The following is a 21,043-nucleotide window of genomic DNA, read 5'->3' on the forward strand; positions in this document are numbered from 1 at the left end:
CATGACCGACCACCCCGCCCGCCACGGGCTGCTCATCATCGGCGCCAGCCAGTCCGGCGTCGCCCTCGCCGGCTCCCTGCGGGCCCTCGGCTGGGAGGACCCCATCACCCTGCTGGGCGAGGAGGACCACCGCCCCTACCAGCGGCCGGCCCTGTCCAAGGGGTTCCTCCAGGACAAGGTCGACAAGGAGAAGCTCATCTTCCGCGCCCAGCAGTACTGGGACGAGCACCGGATCGAGCTCGTCAAGGGCGAGCGGATCGAGCGGATCGAGAAGAACGACGACGGCTCCGGGGTCGCCCACTCGACCACCGGCCGGCGGTTCCCCTTCGACCGCCTCGCCCTGACCGTCGGCGCCCGGGCCCGCCGGCTGCCGCTCGAGGGCGCCGAGCAGGACGGGGTGCTCTACCTGCGCAACGCCGACGACGCCCTCGAGCTCAAGGCGCGGATGCCCTCCGCCGAGCACCTCGTGGTCATCGGCGGCGGGTTCATCGGCCTCGAGGCCGCCGCGAGCGCCCGGGCCATGGGCAAGTCCGTCACCGTCCTCGAGGTCGGCCCCCGCCTGATCGGCCGGGCCGTGGGGGAGGAGACCTCGCAGTTCTTCCTCGACGCCCACCGCGCCGAGGGCATCGACGTGCGGCTGGGGGTGGAGCTGACCCGGATCCTCGGCGAGGACGGGCGCGTCACCGGCGTCGAGCTCGGCGACGGCACCGTGGTCCCGGCCGAGATCGTGCTGGTCGGCATCGGCGTGGTGCCCAACACCGAGCTCGCCGAGCAGCTGGGCCTGGAGTGCGAGAACGGCATCCGGGTCGACGAGTACGCCCTGGCCTCCGACGGGCACACCGTGGCCCTCGGCGACTGCGCCAACATGCCCAACCCCACCCCCGGGGCCCCGGCCGGCGAGCGGCTGCGCCTGGAGAGCGTGAACAACGCGGTCGAGCACGCCAAGGTCGCCGCGTACTCGCTGACGGGGCGCCGCGAGGAGTACCGCTCCATCCCGTGGTTCTGGTCCAACCAGGGCGAGCACAAGCTGCAGATCGCCGGGCTGTCCACCGGCCACGACCGCAGGGTCGTGCGCCGGGACGGCTCCGACGGGAAGCTGTCCGTGCTCTACTACCGCGAGGGCCGGCTGATCGCCGCCGACTGCGTCAACGCCGGCGTGGACTTCCTCGACGTCAAGGCCGCCCTGGGCAGGGGGCTGACCGTTGCCCCCGAGGCCGCCGCCGACCCCGAGCGCCGGCTCAAGGAGCTGGCCGTGCCCGCCGACCCCGTCCCCGCCACCACCAGGAGCTGATTCCCCGTGCCCATCGACACCGCGCTGGCGGTCGACACCTCCCCGATCAGCACGACCCCGCCCGCCGGCACCGACCTCGACCCGATCTGGTCCCGGGTCGTGCCCGAGACCCGGGCCCGCAGCAACGACATCCACCTGCCCATCTCCCTGGCCTACGCCGAGCGGCTGTGCGCCGCCCACCCCGAGGCCGACGCCCTCGTGGTGCGCGTGGCGATCCTGCTGCACGACACCGGCTGGGGCCGGGTCGACGAGGAGCGGATCCTCTCGGAGGGGTTCTCCGGGGACTGGCGCAAGGCCGACATCCGCTACGAGCACGAGCGGCAGGGCTGCCTGATCGCCGAGGAGGTCCTCCCGGAGCTCGGCTACGACGCGGAGTTCGTCGGGCGGGTCACCGCCATCATCGACGGCCACGACACCCGCCCCGAGGCCCGCTCCCTCGAGGACGCCCTCGTGCGCGACGCCGACCGGCTGTGGCGCTTCGACCAGGTCGGCATCGCCCTGGCCTCGTCCTGGTTCAAGCTCACCCCCTCCGCCTACATGGACCGGCTCGAGACCGAGATCGTCCCCGAGCTGCAGACCTCCGCGGCCCGGCAGATGGCCGAGGCCGACCTCGCCCGCTCCCGGGCCCTGCTGAAAGCGAGCGTCCTGCGATGACCGACACCACCGCCGCCCCGGCCCGGTCCGGGCTCGAGCTGCCCTACACCCACGTCGACGACCACTTCATCGACGGCGCCTATCTCGCCTCGACCGGCGCGCAGCGCAACGACGTCGTCGACCCCGCCACCGAGGAGGTCTGGGCCTCGGTGCCCAACGCCACCGAGGAGGACCTCGACCGCGCGGTCGGCGCCGCCGAGCGCGCCTTCGCCGGGTGGGCGGCGCGCACCCCCGGCGAGCGGGCGCAGGTCCTGCTGCGGGCCGCCGAGGAGATCGAGGCCCGCCGCGAGCCCATGGCGCTGACCAACACCCGCGAGAACGGCACCCCGCTCGCCGAGACCCGCGGCGCGGCGGCCAACGCGGCCGGCATCTTCCGCTACTTCGCCGGCCTGGCCCCCTGGCTCGAGGCCGAGGACGTGCGCCCCTTCCCCAACGGGGCGGGGGAGACCGTGGTGCACAAGGACCCCGTCGGGGTGTGCGCCCTCATCGCCCCGTGGAACTTCCCGATCAACCTCGTGGTCGCCAAGCTCGCCCCGGCCCTGCTCGCCGGGTGCACCGTGGTGATCAAGCCGGCCTCGCCCACGCCGCTGTCCGTGCGCTTCGTCGTCGACGCGCTGACCGCCGCCGGGGTGCCCGCGGGCGTGGTCAACCTCGTCACCGGCAACGGCCGCACGGGCGACCGGCTGGTCCGGCACCCGGCCGTGCGCAAGGTCGCCTTCACCGGCTCCACGCCGGTGGGCCGGCGGATCGCCGCCGCGTGCGGAGAGCAGCTCAAGCCCGTGACCCTGGAGCTCGGCGGGAAGTCCTCCGCGATCGTGCTGCCCGACGCCGACCTCGAGCACATGTCCTCCGTGCTTCTGCGCTCCTGCCTGCGCAACACCGGGCAGACCTGCTACATCTCCACCCGGATCCTCGCCCCCGAGAGCCGCTACGACGAGGTCGTCGAGATGGTCGGGGCGACCGTCGCGGCGGCCCCGCAGGGCGACCCGCTCGAGGAGGGCACGGTCTTCGGGCCCATGGCCAACCGGGCCCAGTACGACGTGGTCATGGGCTACCTCGAGACCGCCCGCGCGGAGGGCGCCCGGGTGGTCACCGGCGGCGGCCGCGCGGACCGGGAGACCGGCTTCTACGTCGCCCCCACCGTCCTGGCCGACGTCACCCCGGAGATGACGGTGGCCCGGGAGGAGATCTTCGGGCCCGTGATCACGGTGCTGCGCTACCGGGACGTGGACGAGGCGGTCGCCCTGGCCAACAACACGCCGTTCGGCCTCGGCGGGATCGTCTTCTCCGCCGACGAGGAGGAGGCCCAGCGGGTGGCCCGCCGGGTGGACACCGGGTCGGTGGGCATCAACTTCTTCGCCTCCAACCACGCCGCGCCCTTCGGCGGGCGCGGGGACTCGGGCCTGGGCGTGGAGTTCGGCGTCGAGGGGCTCAGCGCGTACCTGACCTACCAGTCGGTGCACCGCCGGCCCCGGGGCTGAGCGCCCGCCCCGCACACGGCGTCCTGCCGCTGGATGGAACCGCCCGGGAGCGGGCCGGTCCCGTGGTCGCCCACAATGGTCCCCATGGACCTGGAGACCGCCACCGACGCCGTGGCCGCCGTGGCGGTGCCGCTGTTCGCCGCCTCCAGCATGGTGGCGGTCGGCCTCGGCCACACGGTCCGCCAGTTCCTCGCCCCGCTGCGCGACCTGCGGCTCGTCACCGCGGGGCTCGTGGCCAACTTCGTCGGGGCCCCGCTCGTGGCCCTCGCGGTCGTCACGCTCTTCGACGTCCCCGAGGGCGTGCGGGTCGGGCTGATGGTCCTCGCCTGCGCCGCCGGTGCACCGTTCGTGCTCAAGCTCTCCCGGCTCGCGCGCACGGACATGGCGGTCTCCTCGTCGCTGCTCGCGGTGATGCTGCTGGCGACCATCGCCTACATGCCCCTGGTGCTGCCCCTGCTGCTGCCCGGGGTGGAGGTCGGCGCCGCGCGCATCGCCGTCGTCCTCCTGCTCACCATGCTCCTGCCGCTGCTCGCGGCCGTCGCCCTGCGCCAGCTCGCCCCACGGGCGGCCACGGCCCTGCAGGCGCCCGCCGGCCGTCTGAGCCTCGTGGCCATGGTGGTCGTGCTCGGCAACCAGCTGCTCGCCGACCACCGGGAGCTGGCGGGACTGGTCGGCACGGGGGCGATCGCCGCCATCGTCCTGTCGATCGTCCTCAACTTCTCGCTGGGGTGGCTGGTCGGCGGACGCCGGGGCGGGCGCGGCCCCGTGCTCGGGATCTCGACCTCGCAGCGCAACATGGGCGCCGCCACCGTGGTCGTGGTGGCCAACTTCGGCGGCACGACGGCGGTGCCCACCGTGGTGCTGGCCGGCTTTCTGGCCCTGGTCGTCCTCGTCCCCGTCGCGCGGTGGCTGGGCGGCCGCGGCACGGGCGCCGCCACGGCGCTGCCGTCGGCCTGACCGGGCCCCTGAGGGGTGCGCCCGAAAAAAGTTCCCGATCGCACCCGTCCGTCCCGCCCCCCAGTGCCGAACAGGGGATACGCGCGCCGGCCCACGGCGCGGACGAACGGCACCACGGAAGAGGTTCTCCCCATGAACACCACGAAGCTCCTCGCCGCCCCCGCCCTGGCGCTCGGCGCCCTGTCGCTGGCCGCGGCCCCCGCCGCCGCCCACGAGGCCGACATGTGGTCCTCCCAGGCGACCCTGAACACCCTGAACGACTCGGGCACCACCGGTGAGGTGATGGTCGACGTCCACGGCACGGAGGCCACCGTCACCATGAACGTCTCCGGTGCGGCCGAGACCTTCATGGACGGCCCGTTCCCGCACGCCCAGCACATCCACATCGCCGCGCAGGGCACCTGCCCCGGGCCCGTCGCCGACACCGACGGCGACGGGGTCGTGAACACCACCGAGGGCCACCCGTTCTACGGCATGATCGGCACCTCGCTGACCATCGAGGGGGACACCGGTCCCGACTCGGGTCTGGCCGTGGAGCGCTTCCCGGGCGGGTCCGCCTACAGCTACGAGCGCACCCTCGAGCTCGACGCCGCGACCGCCGAGTCCCTGCGCAGCGGCAGCGCGGTCGTCGTGGTCCACGGCGTGGACCCGGCGCGGATGCCGGCGGCCGCCGCCGAGAAGATGTCCGACCTCGACCCGTCCCTGCCCGCGGCCGCGACCCTGCCCGCCGCGTGCGGCACCCTGACGGCCTCGCAGATGGGCGCGATGCCCGAGGGCGGCGCGGACACCGGCGCCGTCCAGCAGGCGGGGACGGGCGCGGCCGGGCTCGCCGTGGCCGGCGGCGGGCTGCTCGCCGTGGCCGCCTCCGCGCTGGTGGCCCGCCGCCGGGCCGCCCGCGCCTGATCCGGGAGCGCGGACGCTGCCATGACGGCACCGATGCCCGGTCGCCGCGGGGGCCTGCGGGCCGCCGCGGCGACCGCCGCCCTCCTGCTCACCGGCTGCGCCGGGACCGCCCCGGACGACGACGGCGGGGCCGGTGCGCCTCCCGCACCGTCGGCCGCGAGCACCCCGGCGTCCCCGGCGCCGGACCGGGAGCGGCCGCCGGCGGCGGCGGAGCCGGCCGCGCTGCGCATCCCGGCACTGGGCACGGACTCGCCCCTGCTGCACCTGGGCCTGCGCGCGGACGGCTCGCTCGAGGTCCCGCCCGAGGGCCCCGGTGCGCCGGCGAGCTGGTACGACGGCTCGCCGGCCCCGGGGGAGCAGGGCCCGGCGGTGCTGCTCGGCCACGTCAACGCCACCGGCGGCGGACCGGGTGTGTTCGCGGACCTGCGCCGGCTCGTCCCCGGCGACCGGGTCGAGGTGGGGCGTGAGGACGGGAGCACGGCGGTCTTCACCGTCGACCGCGGGGCGCAGTACGGCAAGGACGGGTTCCCGACGCTGGAGGTCTACGGCAACACCGCGGGGGCGGAGCTGCGGCTGATCACCTGCGACGGCTACGACCCCGCCACGGGGCAGTTCGACGACAACTACGTGGTCTACGCGTCCCTGGAGCGGTGAGCGGCCGCGCGTGCTCCCCGGGCCCGTCCCGGGGATGTGGGACAGTGCGGGAATGCGATCGTGAACACGCACACGGTGGGACGGACAGCGGGAGCGGATGACTGAACGGGACAGCGGGGACGGCCCGGTGCCGGCCGCCGGAGCGGTGGCGGACACCGCCGAGGAGTCCGCGCGCCCCGGGGCGCCCGGCGGCGCGGAGGCGGCCGAGCTCGCACGGCTGCTGCGCCGCAGCGGCACGGGGGACGAGGCAGCCTTCGCCGCGCTCTACGACCGCACCGCGCGGACGGTGTACGGTCTGGCGGTGCGCGTGACCCGCGCCCCGGAGCTGGCGGCCGAGGTCGTGCAGGAGGTCTATCTCATGGCCTGGCAGCAGGCCGCCCGCTTCGACCCGGAGCGCGGTACGGTCCTCGCGTGGCTGTGCACCCTGGCCCACCGCCGGTCCGTGGACCGGATCCGGCAGGTCCAGCGGGAGCGCGACCGCGAGCACCACTACGAGAGCCGGCAGGGCCGTGTCCCCGCCGACGAGACCTGGCAAGGAGTCGAAGAGGCCATGGAGACGCAGGAGGTCCGGGCGGGCCTCGCGGCGCTCACGCCGGTCCAGCGGGAGGCCGTGTCCCTGGCGTACTACGAGGGGTGCACGCACCGCGAGGTCGCGGCACGTCTCGAGGTGCCCCTGGGCACGGCCAAGGCGCGGATCCGCGACGGCCTCACGAGCCTGCGCACGGCCCTGGGGGTGGGGCGATGACGGAGAGCACGCACGGGGCGCACGGGGGTGCGCCCGGAACGGTCCACGACGACGCCGCCCTGTACGCGGTCGACGCCCTCGAGCCGGCGGAGCGCGCCGCCTTCGAGCAGCACCTGGCGCACTGCACGGCCTGCCGCCGGGAGGTCGCCGAGCTCGCCGAGGTCGGCGCCGGGCTGGCCGCCGCGCTCGCGCAGGAGCCGCCGGCGGAGCTGCGCGCCGGAGTGCTCGCCGGACTGCACGGGACGGCGCAGGACCCGCCTCCCGGGCGCCGGGCAGGAGGGGTGGGCGGCCCGGCGTCCGAGGACCTCGCGGACCGGCGCGCCGCCGCGGGCACCGATCCCCGGGACCGGACCCGCGGGGAGCCCGGCCGTACCCGTTCCGGCGGTGGGCGCGGCGCGCCGGTCGCCGACCTCGACGGGCGGCGGCGGCGCGTCCGGCGGGCGCTGGCCGCCGCCGCGGCGGCCGTGCTGGTGCCCGGACTGGTCCTCGGGGGCTGGGTGCTGGGCGCGCAGGGCGAGCGGCAGGAGCAGGAGCGGCTGACCGCACGCCAGCAGGACGAGCTGGCGCGCGAGCAGCGGCTGCTCGCCGCCCCCGACGTCGTCACCCGCCGGCTGGAGATCGACGGCCGCGGGACCGCGACCCTGGTGGTCTCGGCGAGCCGCGACGAGGCGATGGTGGTCGCCGCGAGCCTGCCCGATCCCGGGGCCGGCAAGGAGTACCAGCTGTGGCTGATGGAGGACGAGGTGCCGGTTCCCGACGTGCGCCTCGGCGGCGGCGCGGTCCGCACCTGGCTCGACGGCGACGTCTCCGCGGCCGAGGCCGTCGCCGTGACGATCGAGCCCACCGGCGGCTCCCGGACCCCGACCCTGCCCGTGCTGGGGGTCGCCGAGGTGTGAGACGCCCCGGCCCCGTCCGCGGGGTGCGGACGGGGCCGGGGCGCCGACCGGTCCCGTCCGGCTCAGGGAGCCGGCACGGCGGCGCCCGGGGCGGCCGGCGCGGGCGCCGCCGCACCGGGGGCGACGTTCTGCGCGCCCGCGTCCGGGACGGCGCCCTGCTCCCCGGCGCCCTGGTCCTGCGTGCCCTGGTCCTGCGAGCCCGGCTGCGCGGGGTCCGCGACCTGCCCGTCCGACCCGGTCGCGCCCTGACCGGTGCCGGCCTCCTCCGCCGGTGCGGCCCCGTCGGCGGGGGCGTCCGGGGGAACGGCCCCCGTGGGGACGGTGCCCTCGGCCGCGCCCTCGCCGCCGGCCGGGGTGTCCTCGACCGGGGTGGTCGTGGCGGCCGAGCGCGGGGCCACGGCGTCGGAGCCGGTCACGGTGCGCTGGAGCTGGCCGGTGCCGCCGGAGAGCTCGGTGCCCGTCACGGCCTGGACGGCGAAGACCGCCGCGACCGCGAGCCCGACGATCACCCCGGTGCTGGCCAGGAAGCGCTTGACCGGGAAGGGGGCGCGCTCCTCGGCCACGGCCGTGCTGCCCGCCCCGGAGGCGGTGCCCGTGCGGCGCAGGCGGCCGGCCACGGTGCCCTGCACCTTCTGCAGCCCCTTCTTGCCCTTCTCCAGCGAGGTCGAGTAGAGCGCGACGACCACGCCGGAGACGATGCTGGTGAGCGCGGCGCCGAGCACGGTGCCGGCGACGCTGAGGTGGCCGCCGATCACGGCCATCGTCGCGGCGGTCGCCGCGCCCGTGACCAGCCCCGGGACGCTCAGGGCGGACTTCTTCTCCTCGGTCTTCCCACCCTCCGGGGCCTGCTCCGCGTCGGGTGCCACGGCGGGAGGAACGGCAGTGGCCGCCACGGTGCCGGGCGCCTCGGCGGCCGGTGCGGCGGGGGTGGTGGTCTTCTCCGGTGTCATCTGGTCCTGGTCCGGTCGCGGGTCACGGGGCCGGTGCGCTGCGACCTCGGGCGGGCCGGCCGCCGATCAGTATGCCCGGCCCACCGGGGAGGTTGCCCGGAAGCGTGAGGAGGTTCACCGGGGCGCACCGGTCCCCCGCGTCACGCGGCGTCGCGGGGGACCGGTGCGGATTCAGCCGAGGACCACGTTCAGGACGAACAGCAGCGGGATGGACCCGGCCCACACCGCCGTGGTGATGCCCGACCAGCCGCGCAGCGCGTCGACGCCCTGCAGGCCGGTGAAGCGGGTGACGACCCAGAAGTAGGAGTCGTTGAAGTAGCTGAAGACCATGGACCCGGCGGTGCACGCCATCGCGGCGACCACGGGGGCGATGTCCAGGCTGGTCACCAGCGGGGCCGTGACCGAGGCGGCGGTGATCATCGCGACCGTCCCGGAGCCCTGGGCGATGCGCACCAGGGTGGCGATGAGGAACGGGACGAGGAACGCCGGCAGCGGGGTCGCGGCGATCGCCTCGGCCAGGGCGTCGCCGACCCCGGAGCTGCGCAGGACCTGGCCCAGGGCCCCGCCGGCGCCGGTGATGAGCAGGATCAGCCCGGCCGAGGCCGCGGCCTCCGCGAACCAGCCGTGGGCCTTGTTCCGCGGCGTCCAGCGGGGCAGCAGCACGTAGAGGGCCAGCACCATGCCGATGACCAGGGCGATCACCGGGTTGCCGATGAACGCGAAGGGCACCGCCCACGCGGAGGGCTCGTACTCGTCGCCGCCGATCACGCCCTGGGCGTTCTGGTCGATCGCCCCCGTGACGGTGTTGGCGATGATCAGCACGAGGGGCACGAGCAGCGGCAGGGACGCGGTGAACGCCCCGACCCGGTGCGGCTTCGCGCCGGCCGGGGGCTCGCCGAGGTCCACGGCCGGATCGGCCACGGGACCGCGGGCCTCGGCGTCGAGGCCGTCCTCGAGCTCGCCGTCGGCACCGCGTCCGGGGCCCGCGGTCCCGGGGCGGTCGGCCACGGCCGTGGTGGTGCCCCCGGCGGTGCGGGCCGTGCCGTAGACGGCCTCGCGGACGCTCTCCTCCACGGAGGGCTCCAGCTTCGGGCCGATCCAGCGGGCGTAGAGCACCACGACCGGCAGCAGCACCACGGTGAAGACCAGGCCCACGACGATCAGCAGCCCGAGGTCGGCGCCGAGGATGCCCGCCACGGCCAGCGGGCCGGGGGTGGGCGGGACGAGGTGGTGGGTGAGCGTCATCCCGCAGCCCAGCGCGAGGGCGAGGGTGACGTAGCCGGCCCGCTTCACCCGGGCGATCGAGCGGGCCAGCGGGTTCATGATGACGTAGCCGGAGTCGCAGAACACCGGGATCGACACGAGCGCCCCGACGCTGCCCAGCGCCCACGGCTCCCGGCCCTTGCCGAAGACCCGCAGGAAGGCCAGGGCCAGGGCGTTGGCCGCCCCGGAGACCTCGAGGATCTTGCCGATGCCCACCCCCAGGCCGATCACGATGCCGATCGAGGCGAGGGTGTTGCCGAAGCCGGTCGTGATGGCCGAGACGATCTCGAGCACGGGCTGTCCGGCGACCAGGCCGGTGACGAGGGCGGCGATGAGCAGGGCGACGAAGGCGTCGAGCCGGGTGCGCAGCACCAGCACGATGATGGTCGCGATGCCCAGCACCAGGGCCAGCAGCAGCTGTAGGTCCACGGTGAGATCAGAGCTCCTCGGGATTGCGGTGGGTGCGGGCCGCACGGATTGACGGAAACGCCGCTGGGTGTGAGGCTAGTCACAGTCCAGACGTCTGACAAGTGAGCGGGAGCGTTGTGACCACCGAAGCCGAGCTGCTGTCGACCTTCCCGCCGGAGCCCGCCGTGGACCCGGCCGAGGTCGCCGCGTCCGTGACCGCCTCCGGGCGCGTGCTCGTCGTGCTCGACGACGACCCGACCGGCACGCAGTCGGTCGCCGACCTGCCCGTGCTCACCCGCTGGGAGGTCGAGGACTTCGCCTGGGCCCTCGGCGCCCGCATCGGCGGTCGGCGGCCCCCGGCCGTGTACGTGCTGACCAACACCCGCAGCCTCGGCCCGGAGGAGGCCGCCGCGCGCAACCGCGAGGCCGTGCGCAACGCCCTGGCCGCGGCGCAGGAGGCGGGGGTCGAGCTCGGCTTCGTCTCCCGCAGCGACTCGACGCTGCGCGGGCACTTCCCCCTCGAGACCGACGTCGTCGCCGAGGAGCTGGCCGAGCGCGCGGGCCGGCCCACGGACGGCGTCGTGGTGGTCCCCGCGTTCCCCGAGGCCGGGCGGGTGACCGTCGGCGGCGTGCACCGGGTGCGCGACGGCGCCGGCGGGCTCGTGCCCGTGGCCGAGACCGAGTTCGCGGCCGACGCCACGTTCGGCTACTCGTCCTCCGCGCTGCCCCGCTGGGTCGAGGAGAAGTCCGGCGGCCGGTGGCGGGCCGACGACGTGCTCGTGCTCGACCTGCACGCCGTGCGCGGCGGCACCGACCGGATCGCCGGCGTCCTCGAGGCGGCGCACGACGGCGTGCCCGTCGTCGTCGACGCCGTCACGGAGAACGACCTGCGCGCCCTGGCGCTGGGCCTGGCCGAGGCCGAGCGCCGCGGCAAGCACCTGCTCCACCGCGTGGGCCCGCCGTTCGTGCGCGCCCGCATCGGCCAGCCGGAGCGGGCGCCCCTGACCCGCCGGGAGTGCTTCGGCGGGGACGGCCCCGCCACCGGCGGACTCGTCGTCGTCGGCTCCCACGTCGGGCTGACCACCCGCCAGCTCGAGGTCCTGACCCGCGAGCACCCCCGCGCCACCACGGTGGAGCTGCCCGTCGAGGAGGTCCTCGACCCCGGCCGCGCCGAGGCCTGCCTGGCCCGCACCGCCGAGGCCGTGACCGGGGCCCTGGCCACCGGCGACGTCGTGCTCCACACCAGCCGCGGGCTCGTGCGCACCGAGGACCCCGCCGAGAGCCTGCGCATCGCCCGGACCGTCTCGGCGGCCGTCGTCGACGTCGTCCGCCGCACCCTCGCCGCGTCCCCGCCCCGGTTCGTGGTCGCCAAGGGCGGGATCACCTCCTCCGACGTCGCCGCCCACGGGCTGGGGATCCGCCGTGCGATCGTGCGCGGGCCGATGCTGCCCGGGATCGTCTCCCTGTGGGGGCCCGTGGACGGGCCCGCCCGCGGGATCCCCTACGTCGTGTTCGCCGGCAACGTCGGCGGGGACGGCTCCCTCGCCGAGGTCGTGCGCACCCTCAGCGCCGCGGCCGGCCCGGACCGCGCCCCGACCGACCCGGAGGTCTCCCGATGACCAGCACCGACACCGTCGCCGTCCTCGGGCTCGGGGCGATGGGCCTGCCCATCGCCACCCGCCTCGCCGGGGCCTTCGCGGTCCGCGGCCACGACATCGCCGCGGACCGCCTGCGCCTGGCCGAGCAGGCCGGGATCGCCCCCCACCCCACGGCCCGGGGCGCGGCCGCCGGCGCCGGGGTGGTGCTGCTCGCCGTGCGGGACGCCGCCCAGCTCGAGGAGGCCCTCTTCGGCCCGGACGGCGTGGCCGGGGTCCTCGACCCCGGGGCGGTCGTGCTCCTCACCTCCACCGTGGGCCGGGAGGCGGTCCCGCCCGTGGTGCAGCGCCTGCGGGAGCGGGGCGTCGGGCTCGTCGACGCCCCGCTCTCCGGCGGGCCGGCCCGGGCCGGGGCCGGGGACCTGCTCGTCGTCGTCGGCGCGGAGCCCGCCGCCCTGGCCGCCGCCCGGCCCGTGCTCGAGCGCCTGGCCTCGACCCTGACCGTGGTCGGGGACGCCCCCGGGGACGGGCAGGCGCTGAAGACCGTCAACCAGCTGCTGTGCGGGGTGCACATCGCCGCCGCCGCCGAGGCGCTCGCGCTCGCCGACGCCCTCGGGCTCGACCCCGCCCGCACGCTCGCGGCCCTGGAGGCCGGGGCTGCGGGCTCGTTCATGCTCGGCAACCGCGGCCCGCGGATGCTCGAGGCCTACGACGACGACGGGGCCGAGGTCCTCAGCCGGCTCGACATCTTCGTCAAGGACCTGGGGATCGTCGGCGACGCCGCCCGCACGGCCGGGCTGGCCACCCCGGTGGCGGCCGCCGCCGAGCAGCTGTTCCTGCTCGGGCGCACCCAGGGCCTGGGCGCCGCGGACGACTCCGCGGTGATCCGCGTCGTGGCCCCCGGCCGCCGCGGCGGGCCGGAGACCCCCGGTGCCTAGGATCTCGCTCGTCGAGGAGGTCGCCGAGGCCCTGCTCGAGCGGATCCTCTCCGGGCAGGTCGCCCCCGGGGAGGCGCTGCCGCCCGAGGCGCGCATCGCCGAGGAGGCGCAGGTCAGCCGGGTCACCGTCCGGGAGGCCCTCAAGGCGCTGCAGGCCCAGCACGTCGTCACCGTCCGGCGGGGCCTGGGCACCTACGTCAACCCGCCCGAGACCTGGACGGGCCTCGACGCCGTCCTGCGGGCGGCCTCCCGCGGGGTGGGCGCGGGGCAGCTGCCTCTGCGCCTGCTCGAGATCCGGCGGATGGTCGAGACCGGCGCCGCCGAGCTCGCCGCCACCCGCCACGGGCCCGAGGACCTGGAGGCGATGGCCTGCGCCGTGGCCGACCTCGAGCACGCCCACGCCGCCGGGGACCTGGACGCCGTCACGGAGGCCGACCTCGCCTTCCACGACGCCGTGCTGCGCGCCTCCGGCAACCCCTTCGTCCCGGTGCTGCTGGCCCAGCTCGGCCAGCTGCTCTACGCCACCCGGCGGGAGACCTCCGCGTTCCCGGAGGTCCAGCGCCACGCCATCCACCACCACCGGGCCGTGCTCGGGGCGATCGGCTCGGGGGAGCCCGAGGCCGCGCGCCGGGCGATGGACGCCCACATCACGCAGACCTGCGAGGACTACGAGCACTACATCGGCCGCTCCCCGCGGCCCGCCGGCCCCGACCACGACCCCACCCGTCCCGACCCGACCCGGAGGACCACGACATGAGCGAGATCATCCCCTTCCCCGCCGAGCGCACCGCCGTGCTCACCGGCGCCGCCTCCCCGCGCGGCATCGGCCGCGCCACCGCCGACCTGCTCGCGAGCCAGGGCTGGGCCGTGGCGGTCCTGGACGTCGACGGCGACGAGGCCGCCGCGGCGGCCCGCGAGATCGCCGAGCGGCACGGCGTGCCCGCCCTCGGCCTGCGCACGGACGTGACCGACGAGGCCTCCATCGAGGCGGCCATCGGCCGCGTGGAGGCCGAGCTGCCCGCGGTCGTGGCCCTGGTCAACTGCGCCGGCATCAGCTCCCCCACGGACGTCATGGACGAGACGAAGGAGGGGTGGGAGCGGGTCTTCGCGGTCAACATGACCGGGACCTTCCTCGTCACCCAGCGGGTGCTGCGCGGGATGATCGAGCGCAAGCTCGGGCGCGTGGTCAGCATCTCCTCGATCTCCGCCCAGCGCGGCGGCGGCACCTACTCGAAGTCCGCCTACAGCGCGTCGAAGGCCGCGATCATCGGCTTCACCCGCGCCGTGGCCCGCGAGATGGGCGAGCACAACATCACCGTCAACTGCATCGCCCCCGGCGCCGTGGACACCGACATCATGGGCGGGACGCTCTCCGACGAGCGCAAGGCGGCCATGGCGCAGGACATCCTCGTGCGCCGGGTCGGGGCCGTGCGGGAGATCGCCGCGCTGCTGGCGTTCCTCGTGGGCGAGGACGCCGGGTACATCACCGCGGCCACCTACGACGTCAACGGGGGCCTGCAGATCTCCTGAGCACGGCACGAGGGCGCCCCCGTCCCGCCGGGACGGGGGCGCCCTCGCGCGGTCCTACTGCTGGAGACCGCCCTCGCCGAAGAGCAGGAACATGCCGAGGATGCTGCCGACGAGCGCGATCCAGCCGAGGACCTTGCCCGCGGTGGCCTTCACCCCGAGCTTCTCCGCCTTGCCGGCCTGCCACAGGGCCAGCGGCCCCAGGACGATGCCCAGGACGAACAGGCCGATGACGCCCAGCACGATCGAGGTCGTGCGGTGCTTGCGGCCCTGCTCGGACCCGCCGGGCATGCCCTGCGCGGCGTACGGGGCCTGCCCGTACTGGTCCTGTCCGTACTGGTCCTGTCCGTACTGACCCTGTCCGTACTGACCCTGCCCGTAGGGTGCGGGCTGTCCGTGCGGACCCCGGTCGGAGGGACCGGTCTGCCCGTACCGGTGCTGGTCGTACTGGTTCTGGCCGTGCCCGTACCGGGCGGTCGGGTCCTCGCCGTAGGGCGGCTGCCCGTACTCGGCCTGCCCGTACTGGCCGGACCCGTACTGGTGGCCCGCGGGCGGGCCGTCCTGGGCCTGTCCGTGCGGGTCCTGCGCGTACGGGTCCTGCCCGTCGCGGGCGGGGTCGCCGGGGTGCTGCGTCATGGTCGGTCCTCTCGTGGCGGGTCAGGGGCGCGGCTGGGCGTAGATCTGCTCCACGAGGTCCTCGAAGTCCTTGAGCACCCGTGCCCGGCGCAGCTTCAGCGACGGGGTGAGGTGCCCGGCGGCCTCGGTGAAGTCGGTGGGCGCGATCCGGAAGGCCTTGATCTGCTCGGCCTGGGAGACCGTGGTGTTCGCGGCGTCGACCACGCGCTGGACCTCGGCGAGGACGGTCTCGTGCTCGGCGGCCTGGGCCGCCGTGGTCGAGGCGGGCAGCCCGTGCTGCTCGGCCCAGCCCGGCAGGGCGTCCTCGTCGAGGGTGATCAGCGCCGAGATGAACGGCCGGTTGTCGCCGAGGACCACGCACTGGGAGACGAGCACGTGGGAGCGGATCCGGTCCTCGAGCATCGCCGGGCTGACGTTCTTGCCGCTGGCGGTGACGATGATCTCCTTCTTGCGCCCGGTGATCCGCAGGTAGCCCTCGTCGTCGAGCTGCCCGAGGTCGCCGGTGCGGAACCAGCCGTCCTCGAAGGCCTCCTCGGTCAGGTCGGGGCGCTTCCAGTAGCCGCGCATCACGCACACGCCCCGGGTCAGGACCTCGCCGTCCTCGGCGATGCGCACCGCGTTGCCGGGCAGGGGCGGGCCGACCGTGCCGATCTTGATCCGCGCCGGGGTGTTGACCGTGATGGGGGCGGTGGTCTCCGTGAGGCCGTAGCCCTCGAGCACCGTGAGCCCGATGCCGTGGAAGAAGTGGCCGAGGCGCTCGCCCAGGGGCCCGCCGCCGGAGATCGCGTGCTTGACGCGCCCGCCCATGGCCTCGCGCAGCCTGCCGTAGACGAGCCGGTCGAACAGGGCGTGGCGCAGGCGCAGGCCCAGGCTCACCTTCCCCTGCTCCGCCGCCCGCGACCAGGCGACGGCGGTCTCGGCGGCGGCCGCGAAGATCCTGCCCTTTCCGCCGGCCTCCGCCTTCAGCTGCGCGGAGTTGTAGACCTTCTCGAACACGCGCGGCACGGCCAGGATGAACGTGGGCCGGTAGCTCTGCAGGTCCGGCAGCAGGTTCTTCAGGTCCGGGGTGTGGGCCACGGTGGTGCCCGCGGCCACGGCCAGCACGGAGATGAACCGGGCGAAGACGTGGGCCAGCGGCAGGAACATGATCGTGCGGGCGCCCTCGTAGGCGACCTCGGGCAGCGCCGCGAGCGCGTTGTCGGAGAGCTCCACGAAGTTGCCGTGGGTCAGCTCGCAGCCCTTGGGCCGGCCGGTGGTGCCGGAGGTGTAGATGATGGTCGCCAGGTCCTCCAGCCCCGCTGCGGCCCGGCGGTGCTCGAGCTCGTCGTCGTCGACCCCGGCGCCGGCCGCGCGCAGGGCCTCGAGGCCGTCGTCCTCCATCCGCCACACGTGCTGCACGGCGGAGAGGTCCTCGCCCTCGGCTGCGCGGCGGAAGACCTCCTCGTGCCGGGCGGCCTCGACCACGAGGGCCACGGCCCCGGAGTCGGAGAGGTTCCAGGCCACCTGCTGCGGCGCGGAGGTCTCGTAGATCGGCACCGACACGGCCCCGGCGAACCAGACGGCGAAGTCGACCAGCGACCACTCGTAGCGGGTCCGCGACATGATGCCCACCCGGTCCCCGGGGCCCACCCCGGAGGCCACCAGGCCCTTGGCCAGGGCGCGGACGTCGGCGAGGAACGCGCTCGCGGGCACGTCCGTCCACCCGGCCTGCCCGTCGGGGCGGGAGAACAGGGCGGGGTCCGAGCTCTTGCGCGCCTGGCGCAGCAGGAGGTCGGTGATGTTGGTCTGCGGTGGGACGTCCACCAGGCGGGGGGTGCTGTGTTCGCGCACGACGACTCCTCGGGTCTCGTCCTCGGACGGGGGGACCGGCGTCCGTCCGGGTTCCTCGACGATACCGGGGGGTGATCCACCGCACAGGCGGGCGGGGTCGTGTCGGGCGGCACACTTCGGGGGACGGTGCCCCGGCGGCGTCCGCGCAGGGCTTCCGGGCCGCGCCCGGGGGTCAGGCCCTCCCGAGGGCGGACTCGATGCTCCCGGCGATCTGCGCCGGCTGGGTGCGGGGCCCGAAGCGGCGGACCACCCGGCCGTCGCGGCCGACGAGGAACTTGGTGAAGTTCCACTTCACGTCCTCGCCGAGGACCCCCGGCCTCTCCTCGCGCAGCCACGCCCACAGGGGGTGGGCGCCGGGGCCGTTGACCTCGACCTTGGCGAACATCGGGAAGGTGACGCCGTAGTTGCGGCGGCAGAAGTCCGCGATCTGCTCCTCGTCGCCCGGCTCCTGGCCGCCGAACTGGTCGCAGGGGAAGCCCAGGAGCACGAAGTCCTCGTCGCGGAAGTTGCGCCACAGCTCCTCCAGCCCCGCGTACTGCGGGGTGAACCCGCACTCGCTCGCGGTGTTCACGACCAGGACCACCTTCCCGGCGCAGTCGGACAGCGGCTGCTCGCGGCCGTCGATGGTCGTGGCGGTGAAGTCGTGCAGCGTGGTCACGGTGGCCTCCGGTCGGCTCGGGGACGGGTCCTGTCCTCAATCCTGCCCCCGGGAGCGGGTCCGCCGCGAGAGGCCCGCCCGGGCCGGGTGCGCACTACCGTGGGGGCGTGGACGCGGAGCTGCCGACGACGGCGCAGGTCCGGCGGCTGCTGGACGAGCAGCTGCCCGCCGGCCTGCGGGACCTGGCCGGGGCGCCCGTGCGCTTCGCCGCCCGCGGCTGGGACAACGCCGTCTTCCGGGTGGGGGAGGACCGTGCCGCGCGCCTGCCGCTGCGGGCCGCGGCCGTGCCGCTGCTGGCCGCCGAGCTGCGCTGGACCGCCGAGGCCGCCGCGCCGCTGGTGCGGCTCGGGCTCGGCGTGCCCGTGCCCCGGTTCGCCGGGCGACCGGGAGCGGGCCTGCCCTGGCCGTGGGCGCTCGTGGACTGGGTGCCGGGGGAGCCCGTGGCGCTGCTGCCCGTGGTGCGGCGCGACCGGCCGGCCGCCGACCTCGCCCGGGCCCTGGCCGCGCTGCACCGCCCCGCGCCCGCCGGGGCCCCGCACCACCCCCGGCGCGGGGTGGATCTCGACCGGCGGCTGGCCACGGCTCCGCCCGACTGGTCCGCGCTCGCCCGCCGCCTGGGCCCGGCCACGGCCGCGCGGCTGCGGGAGGTGGTCGCGGCGGGGGCGCGGGCCGCGCCCTGGGCGGGCCCGCCGCTGTGGCTGCACGGGGACCCGCACCCGTGGAACCTCGTGCACCGGGACGGGCGGCTGAGCGGGCTCGTGGACTTCGGGGACGTCTGCGCCGGGGACCCCGCCTCCGACCTGGCCACCGCGTGGCTGAGCCTGGACGCGCGGCAGCGGGCGGGGTTCCGCGCCGTCGTCGACGCCGCCGGGAACCACGACGACGCCGTGTGGGTCCGTGCCGCCGCGTGGGCGGCGCTGTACACGGCGGCCCTGGCAGGACATCCGGGATCGTGGCCGCGGTTCGGGCCGGTGGCGGCCCACGCCGCCGCGCAGCTCACCGCGCGCGGCGGCGCCTGACGAGGAGCGCTGCGCTCAGCGCTGCTGCTGGACCGGGGCGGAGACGACCGTCTCGGCGGGGTCCAGCTCCGCGCCGGCCGGGGCCGAGATGCCGATGAACGCCGCGGAGAGCACGGCCACGCCGAGGGAGAAGGTCACGTCCCGGCGGGTGGGCTTGCGGATCATGGCGCGTCCTTCGGGGGAGGAGGTCGGCACGGCACCGGCGGCGCCGGTGCGGGAGGGGCACGATCCACGCTACGCAGGGCGCGGGAGCCCGGCGATGGACCAATGTCCAGACTTGTGCATGCACTTCTCGGCGCGGGGCTGCGGAAGGCCCGGTCCCCGGCGTGCCGCAGGCCCCGCCGGACGTCCGACGGGGCCTGCGCGGCACCGGGCGCTGCCCGGGCGGTGCTCAGCGGCCGGGGCCGGCGGGCTCGGGCGCCCGCAGCGGCCGGCGCCCGGCCAGCCGCAGCCCGGTGGTTCCCAGCATCAGCACGAGCATGAGGATCCCCACGTAGCCGTTGACCACGTAGACGATGTTGACCATCTGGGAGAACGGCAGCACGAGGCCGATCACGGTGCCCACCGCCGCGAGGGCGAGGGTCAGTCCCTTGAAGCGCGGCGTCCTGTCGGCGAAGAACCGCGAGGACACCGTCCACAGCAGCGGGATGGCCGTGGTGTAGATCCCGGCCAGGATCATCACGGAGATCCCGGCGGCCAGTGCGGGGCTCACGTCCCCGGCGAGGACGAGCATGGGGATCTCGGTGCCGTTGACCCGCTCGATGTTCGCCAGCAGGCCCAGGCCCACGACCACGCAGGCCAGCGAGAAGACGACCCCGCCCAGCGCCCCGCCGGAGGCCGCCTCCCGGCGGCTGCGCGCCGTCCGCCCCAGCGCCGTGAGGAAGGCGGCCAGCCACAGCATGCAGAAGCCCACGTAGGACAGTCCGGACATGAACCAGTTGGAGGCCGCCTGGGTGAGCTCCAGGTCGGGCAGCAGGGCGCTGCCCTCCGCGATCCCGCCGGGATCGCGGACGATGCCCAGCACGCCCAGCCCCACGGCGATCAGCACGATGAGCGGACCGATCTTGCCGATGACGTCGACCAGGCTCTTGAGCCCGAACCACACCGTGATCCCGACGGCGGCGGCCAGGCCGATGCCGCCCACGTGCTTCGACAGCCCGTAGTGCTCCTCGAAGACGGCCCCCGCGCCGGCCACCATGACCGTGAAGCTCAGGAAGACGAACAGGACCGAGAAGAAGTCGAAGAACGTGCCGAGGTGCTTGCCGCAGTAGTAGCGGAACACCATCGAGGGCTTCTCGAAGCGCTGCGCCTGCCCGACGACGAAGAACTCGACGGCCACGTAGGTCATCAGCACGAGGACCAGGGCGCCGGTGCCGAACACGCCCCAGTAGCCGTAGGAGGCGTAGTACTGGAGGATCTCCTGGCCGGTCGCGAAGCCGGAGCCGATGAGGAACGCGACGATCGCACCGGCGTAGGTCAGCACGCGCAGGGGGCTCGCCCGCTCCACGGTGTCGAGGTGGGCGCGGGTCGGGGTGGTCTGTGCCATGGGTGGGTCTTCCTCCACGGGAGGGCCGCTCCGCGACGGGCGGCGGGCCGACGAGACTGATATATCAATCGTATCGAGAGCGTATTTCAGCAGTGTGACGCAGTCAACACCTCGCGACCCCGGCGCGGCAGGACACGGAACGGCAACACCGGGGCCCGCCGCGGCCGGGCCGCCTTCCCGGGGTGCGGGGGCGCGCGTAGCGTGGAGCGCGTCCGGAAGGAGCCCGCCATGACCGTCCGCCACGCCCCCTGGCCCGCCGGCACGCCCTGCTGGGCGGAGCTCGCCGTGCAGGACCCCGCCCGCTCCCAGGAGTTCTACCGCGCCGTGCTCGGCTGGGAGCACACCGCCCCGGACCCCGAGGGCCGGGTGCTCGCCCTCGTGGACGGCGCACCCGTCGCCGGGCTCGCCCCGGGTGCCGCGCCGAACGGGGCGCCCGTGTGGCAGGTCCACCTGGCCTGCGACCGCATCGAGGCCTGCGCCGAGCACGTCCTGGCTGCCGGGGGAGAGCAGCTGCGGGCCCCGGCGCCGCGCGGGAGCGCCGGGACGGCCGGGCTCTGGCGCGACCCCACCGGCGCCGTCTTCGGGCTGTGGCAGTCCGGGGAGCTGATCGGCTTCACCGCCGTCGACGTCCCGGGGGCCCCGGTGTGGTGCGACCTCACGACCCCCGACCCGGACGGGGCACGCGACTTCTACGCCCAGGTCTTCGGCTACGCCTACACCGACCGCGCCACGACGGGCGCCTCCTACGCGGCCTTCACCGTCCCCGGCTGGCAGCAGTGGGGCGGCGGCATCGGCGGCACGGACCCCGCCGCGGGGGACGCGCCGGCGGTGTGGTCGGTGTGCTTCGCGGTCGAGGACGCCGACGCCGCCGCCGCGCGCGCCCGCGGGGCCGGCGGCGCCGTCATGGAGGAGCCGATGGCCTTCGAGTACGGGCGCCTGGCCGTGCTCGCGGGCCCCGACCGGGAGTCGTTCGCGGTGATGTCCCCGACGGCCCCCGAGGACGGGCACGCCCCCGCGGACCGGTGAGACGGATCACGGCCCGCGGCTAGGATGGGCGGCAGAGCACACCCTCCCTCCGACCGATCAGGAGCG

21 protein-coding genes are annotated in these 21,043 nt (G+C 75.7%); 14 read left to right on the forward strand and 7 right to left on the reverse strand.

From position 1 onward, the window contains the following. Nucleotide 1: 1 nt before the first annotated feature. From LQU92_RS05125 to LQU92_RS05160, 8 genes are all read left to right on the forward strand, one after another. Nucleotides 2–1,291 carry an NAD(P)/FAD-dependent oxidoreductase gene (locus LQU92_RS05125; protein WP_230778190.1) on the forward strand — a complete coding sequence of 430 codons (1,290 nt, stop codon included), beginning with the start codon at nt 2–4 and terminating at the stop codon, nt 1,289–1,291. Between the two features lie 6 nt (nt 1,292–1,297). Next, nucleotides 1,298–1,945, forward strand: coding sequence for an HD domain-containing protein (locus LQU92_RS05130; protein WP_230778193.1), 648 nt, complete (start codon nt 1,298–1,300; stop codon nt 1,943–1,945). After that, the gene (locus tag LQU92_RS05135) at nt 1,942–3,426 is read left to right on the forward strand and encodes an aldehyde dehydrogenase (protein ID WP_230778196.1); all 1,485 of its coding nucleotides are present in this window, start codon (nt 1,942–1,944) and stop codon (nt 3,424–3,426) included. The genes LQU92_RS05130 and LQU92_RS05135 overlap by 4 nt, the downstream gene beginning before the upstream one ends. 84 nt (nt 3,427–3,510) lie before the next feature. Further along, nucleotides 3,511–4,383, forward strand: a complete 873-nt coding sequence (locus tag LQU92_RS05140; protein WP_230778200.1) for a bile acid:sodium symporter family protein — start codon at nt 3,511–3,513, stop codon at nt 4,381–4,383. Between the two features lie 132 nt (nt 4,384–4,515). Then, nucleotides 4,516–5,286 (forward strand): hypothetical protein, encoded by a 771-nt coding sequence (locus tag LQU92_RS05145; RefSeq protein ID WP_230778203.1) that lies wholly within the window; start codon nt 4,516–4,518, stop codon nt 5,284–5,286. A gap of 21 nt (nt 5,287–5,307) precedes the next feature. Beyond that, entirely contained in the window at nt 5,308–5,940 is a 633-nt protein-coding gene (locus LQU92_RS05150; RefSeq protein ID WP_230778207.1) for a class F sortase, read from the forward strand. A gap of 97 nt (nt 5,941–6,037) precedes the next feature. Further along, on the forward strand, nt 6,038–6,685 hold the full coding sequence (gene sigK, locus LQU92_RS05155; protein ID WP_230778209.1) for an ECF RNA polymerase sigma factor SigK: 648 nt from the start codon (nt 6,038–6,040) through the stop codon (nt 6,683–6,685). Next, a complete protein-coding gene (locus LQU92_RS05160; RefSeq protein ID WP_230778212.1) occupies nt 6,682–7,581 on the forward strand; it encodes an anti-sigma factor in 900 nt (299 codons plus the stop codon). Before sigK ends, LQU92_RS05160 begins: the two co-directional genes overlap by 4 nt. Nucleotides 7,582–7,643: 62 nt before the next feature. Here the strand turns inward: LQU92_RS05160 and LQU92_RS05165 are convergent, their stop codons facing one another. Both LQU92_RS05165 and LQU92_RS05170 read right to left on the reverse strand, forming a co-directional pair. After that, on the reverse strand, nt 7,644–8,531 hold the full coding sequence (locus tag LQU92_RS05165) for a hypothetical protein (protein ID WP_230778215.1): 888 nt from the start codon (nt 8,529–8,531) through the stop codon (nt 7,644–7,646). A gap of 171 nt (nt 8,532–8,702) precedes the next feature. Beyond that, nucleotides 8,703–10,223: a GntP family permease gene (locus LQU92_RS05170; protein ID WP_058857818.1), complete on the reverse strand. Its 1,521-nt coding sequence runs from the start codon at nt 10,221–10,223 to the stop codon at nt 8,703–8,705. 116 nt (nt 10,224–10,339) lie between these two features. Here LQU92_RS05170 and LQU92_RS05175 point away from each other — a divergent pair, with 116 nt between their 5' ends. Genes LQU92_RS05175 through LQU92_RS05190 form a run of 4 tightly spaced genes read left to right on the forward strand, consistent with a single transcriptional unit; the run spans nt 10,340 to nt 14,265 of the window. Then, nucleotides 10,340–11,821: a four-carbon acid sugar kinase family protein gene (locus tag LQU92_RS05175; RefSeq protein ID WP_230778218.1), complete on the forward strand. Its 1,482-nt coding sequence runs from the start codon at nt 10,340–10,342 to the stop codon at nt 11,819–11,821. Beyond that, nucleotides 11,818–12,735 (forward strand): NAD(P)-dependent oxidoreductase, encoded by a 918-nt coding sequence (locus LQU92_RS05180; protein WP_230778221.1) that lies wholly within the window; start codon nt 11,818–11,820, stop codon nt 12,733–12,735. The genes LQU92_RS05175 and LQU92_RS05180 overlap by 4 nt, the downstream gene beginning before the upstream one ends. Further along, nucleotides 12,728–13,492 (forward strand): FadR/GntR family transcriptional regulator, encoded by a 765-nt coding sequence (locus LQU92_RS05185; protein ID WP_230778225.1) that lies wholly within the window; start codon nt 12,728–12,730, stop codon nt 13,490–13,492. The genes LQU92_RS05180 and LQU92_RS05185 overlap by 8 nt, the downstream gene beginning before the upstream one ends. After that, nucleotides 13,489–14,265, forward strand: coding sequence for an SDR family NAD(P)-dependent oxidoreductase (locus LQU92_RS05190; RefSeq protein ID WP_058857822.1), 777 nt, complete (start codon nt 13,489–13,491; stop codon nt 14,263–14,265). The genes LQU92_RS05185 and LQU92_RS05190 overlap by 4 nt, the downstream gene beginning before the upstream one ends. 54 nt (nt 14,266–14,319) lie before the next feature. Here the strand turns inward: LQU92_RS05190 and LQU92_RS05195 are convergent, their stop codons facing one another. The 3 genes from LQU92_RS05195 to LQU92_RS05205 all read right to left on the reverse strand — a co-directional run bounded on the left by LQU92_RS05195 (nt 14,320) and on the right by LQU92_RS05205 (nt 17,386). After that, nucleotides 14,320–14,898 (reverse strand): DUF4190 domain-containing protein, encoded by a 579-nt coding sequence (locus tag LQU92_RS05195; RefSeq protein WP_230778228.1) that lies wholly within the window; start codon nt 14,896–14,898, stop codon nt 14,320–14,322. A gap of 21 nt (nt 14,899–14,919) precedes the next feature. Then, complete coding sequence (locus LQU92_RS05200) at nt 14,920–16,728, reverse strand: long-chain fatty acid--CoA ligase (protein ID WP_230778247.1); 1,809 nt, start codon at nt 16,726–16,728, stop codon at nt 14,920–14,922. Between the two features lie 172 nt (nt 16,729–16,900). Beyond that, the gene (locus LQU92_RS05205; RefSeq protein WP_230778250.1) at nt 16,901–17,386 is read right to left on the reverse strand and encodes a glutathione peroxidase; all 486 of its coding nucleotides are present in this window, start codon (nt 17,384–17,386) and stop codon (nt 16,901–16,903) included. A 107-nt stretch (nt 17,387–17,493) separates the two neighbouring features. Between LQU92_RS05205 and LQU92_RS05210 the strand changes: the two genes are divergently transcribed. Then, a complete protein-coding gene (locus LQU92_RS05210; RefSeq protein ID WP_230778253.1) occupies nt 17,494–18,405 on the forward strand; it encodes a phosphotransferase in 912 nt (303 codons plus the stop codon). Between the two features lie 15 nt (nt 18,406–18,420). On the opposite strand, the gene LQU92_RS05215 is transcribed toward LQU92_RS05210, so the two are convergent. Together LQU92_RS05215 and LQU92_RS05220 are read right to left on the reverse strand one after the other, a co-directional pair. Continuing rightward, the gene (locus tag LQU92_RS05215) at nt 18,421–18,570 is read right to left on the reverse strand and encodes a hypothetical protein (protein ID WP_180814589.1); all 150 of its coding nucleotides are present in this window, start codon (nt 18,568–18,570) and stop codon (nt 18,421–18,423) included. A 226-nt stretch (nt 18,571–18,796) separates the two neighbouring features. Continuing rightward, nucleotides 18,797–19,951, reverse strand: a complete 1,155-nt coding sequence (locus LQU92_RS05220) for a hypothetical protein (RefSeq protein WP_230778256.1) — start codon at nt 19,949–19,951, stop codon at nt 18,797–18,799. Nucleotides 19,952–20,179: 228 nt separating this feature from the next. Here LQU92_RS05220 and LQU92_RS05225 point away from each other — a divergent pair, with 228 nt between their 5' ends. Then, nucleotides 20,180–20,977 (forward strand): VOC family protein, encoded by a 798-nt coding sequence (locus tag LQU92_RS05225; RefSeq protein ID WP_230778259.1) that lies wholly within the window; start codon nt 20,180–20,182, stop codon nt 20,975–20,977. Nucleotides 20,978–21,043 lie beyond the last annotated feature (66 nt).

The organism is Kocuria sp. LUK (genome assembly GCF_021012935.1).
Taxonomy (GTDB): Bacteria; Actinomycetota; Actinomycetes; order Actinomycetales; family Micrococcaceae; genus Kocuria; species Kocuria flava.

Bases quoted from the DNA above. Each gene is read 5' to 3' on its own strand.
- LQU92_RS05125 (WP_230778190.1), top strand. From the start codon at position 2: ATGACCGACCACCCCGCCCGCCACGGGCTGCTCATCATCGGCGCCAGC.
- LQU92_RS05135 (WP_230778196.1), top strand. From the start codon at position 1,942: ATGACCGACACCACCGCCGCCCCGGCCCGGTCCGGGCTCGAGCTGCCC.
- LQU92_RS05140 (WP_230778200.1), top strand. From the start codon at position 3,511: ATGGACCTGGAGACCGCCACCGACGCCGTGGCCGCCGTGGCGGTGCCG.
- LQU92_RS05145 (WP_230778203.1), top strand. From the start codon at position 4,516: ATGAACACCACGAAGCTCCTCGCCGCCCCCGCCCTGGCGCTCGGCGCC.
- LQU92_RS05150 (WP_230778207.1), top strand. From the start codon at position 5,308: ATGACGGCACCGATGCCCGGTCGCCGCGGGGGCCTGCGGGCCGCCGCG.
- sigK (WP_230778209.1), top strand. From the start codon at position 6,038: ATGACTGAACGGGACAGCGGGGACGGCCCGGTGCCGGCCGCCGGAGCG.
- LQU92_RS05160 (WP_230778212.1), top strand. From the start codon at position 6,682: ATGACGGAGAGCACGCACGGGGCGCACGGGGGTGCGCCCGGAACGGTC.
- LQU92_RS05165 (WP_230778215.1), bottom strand. From the start codon at position 8,531: ATGACACCGGAGAAGACCACCACCCCCGCCGCACCGGCCGCCGAGGCG.
- LQU92_RS05180 (WP_230778221.1), top strand. From the start codon at position 11,818: ATGACCAGCACCGACACCGTCGCCGTCCTCGGGCTCGGGGCGATGGGC.
- LQU92_RS05190 (WP_058857822.1), top strand. From the start codon at position 13,489: ATGAGCGAGATCATCCCCTTCCCCGCCGAGCGCACCGCCGTGCTCACC.
- LQU92_RS05195 (WP_230778228.1), bottom strand. From the start codon at position 14,898: ATGACGCAGCACCCCGGCGACCCCGCCCGCGACGGGCAGGACCCGTAC.
- LQU92_RS05215 (WP_180814589.1), bottom strand. From the start codon at position 18,570: ATGATCCGCAAGCCCACCCGCCGGGACGTGACCTTCTCCCTCGGCGTG.
- LQU92_RS05220 (WP_230778256.1), bottom strand. From the start codon at position 19,951: ATGGCACAGACCACCCCGACCCGCGCCCACCTCGACACCGTGGAGCGG.
- LQU92_RS05225 (WP_230778259.1), top strand. From the start codon at position 20,180: ATGACCGTCCGCCACGCCCCCTGGCCCGCCGGCACGCCCTGCTGGGCG.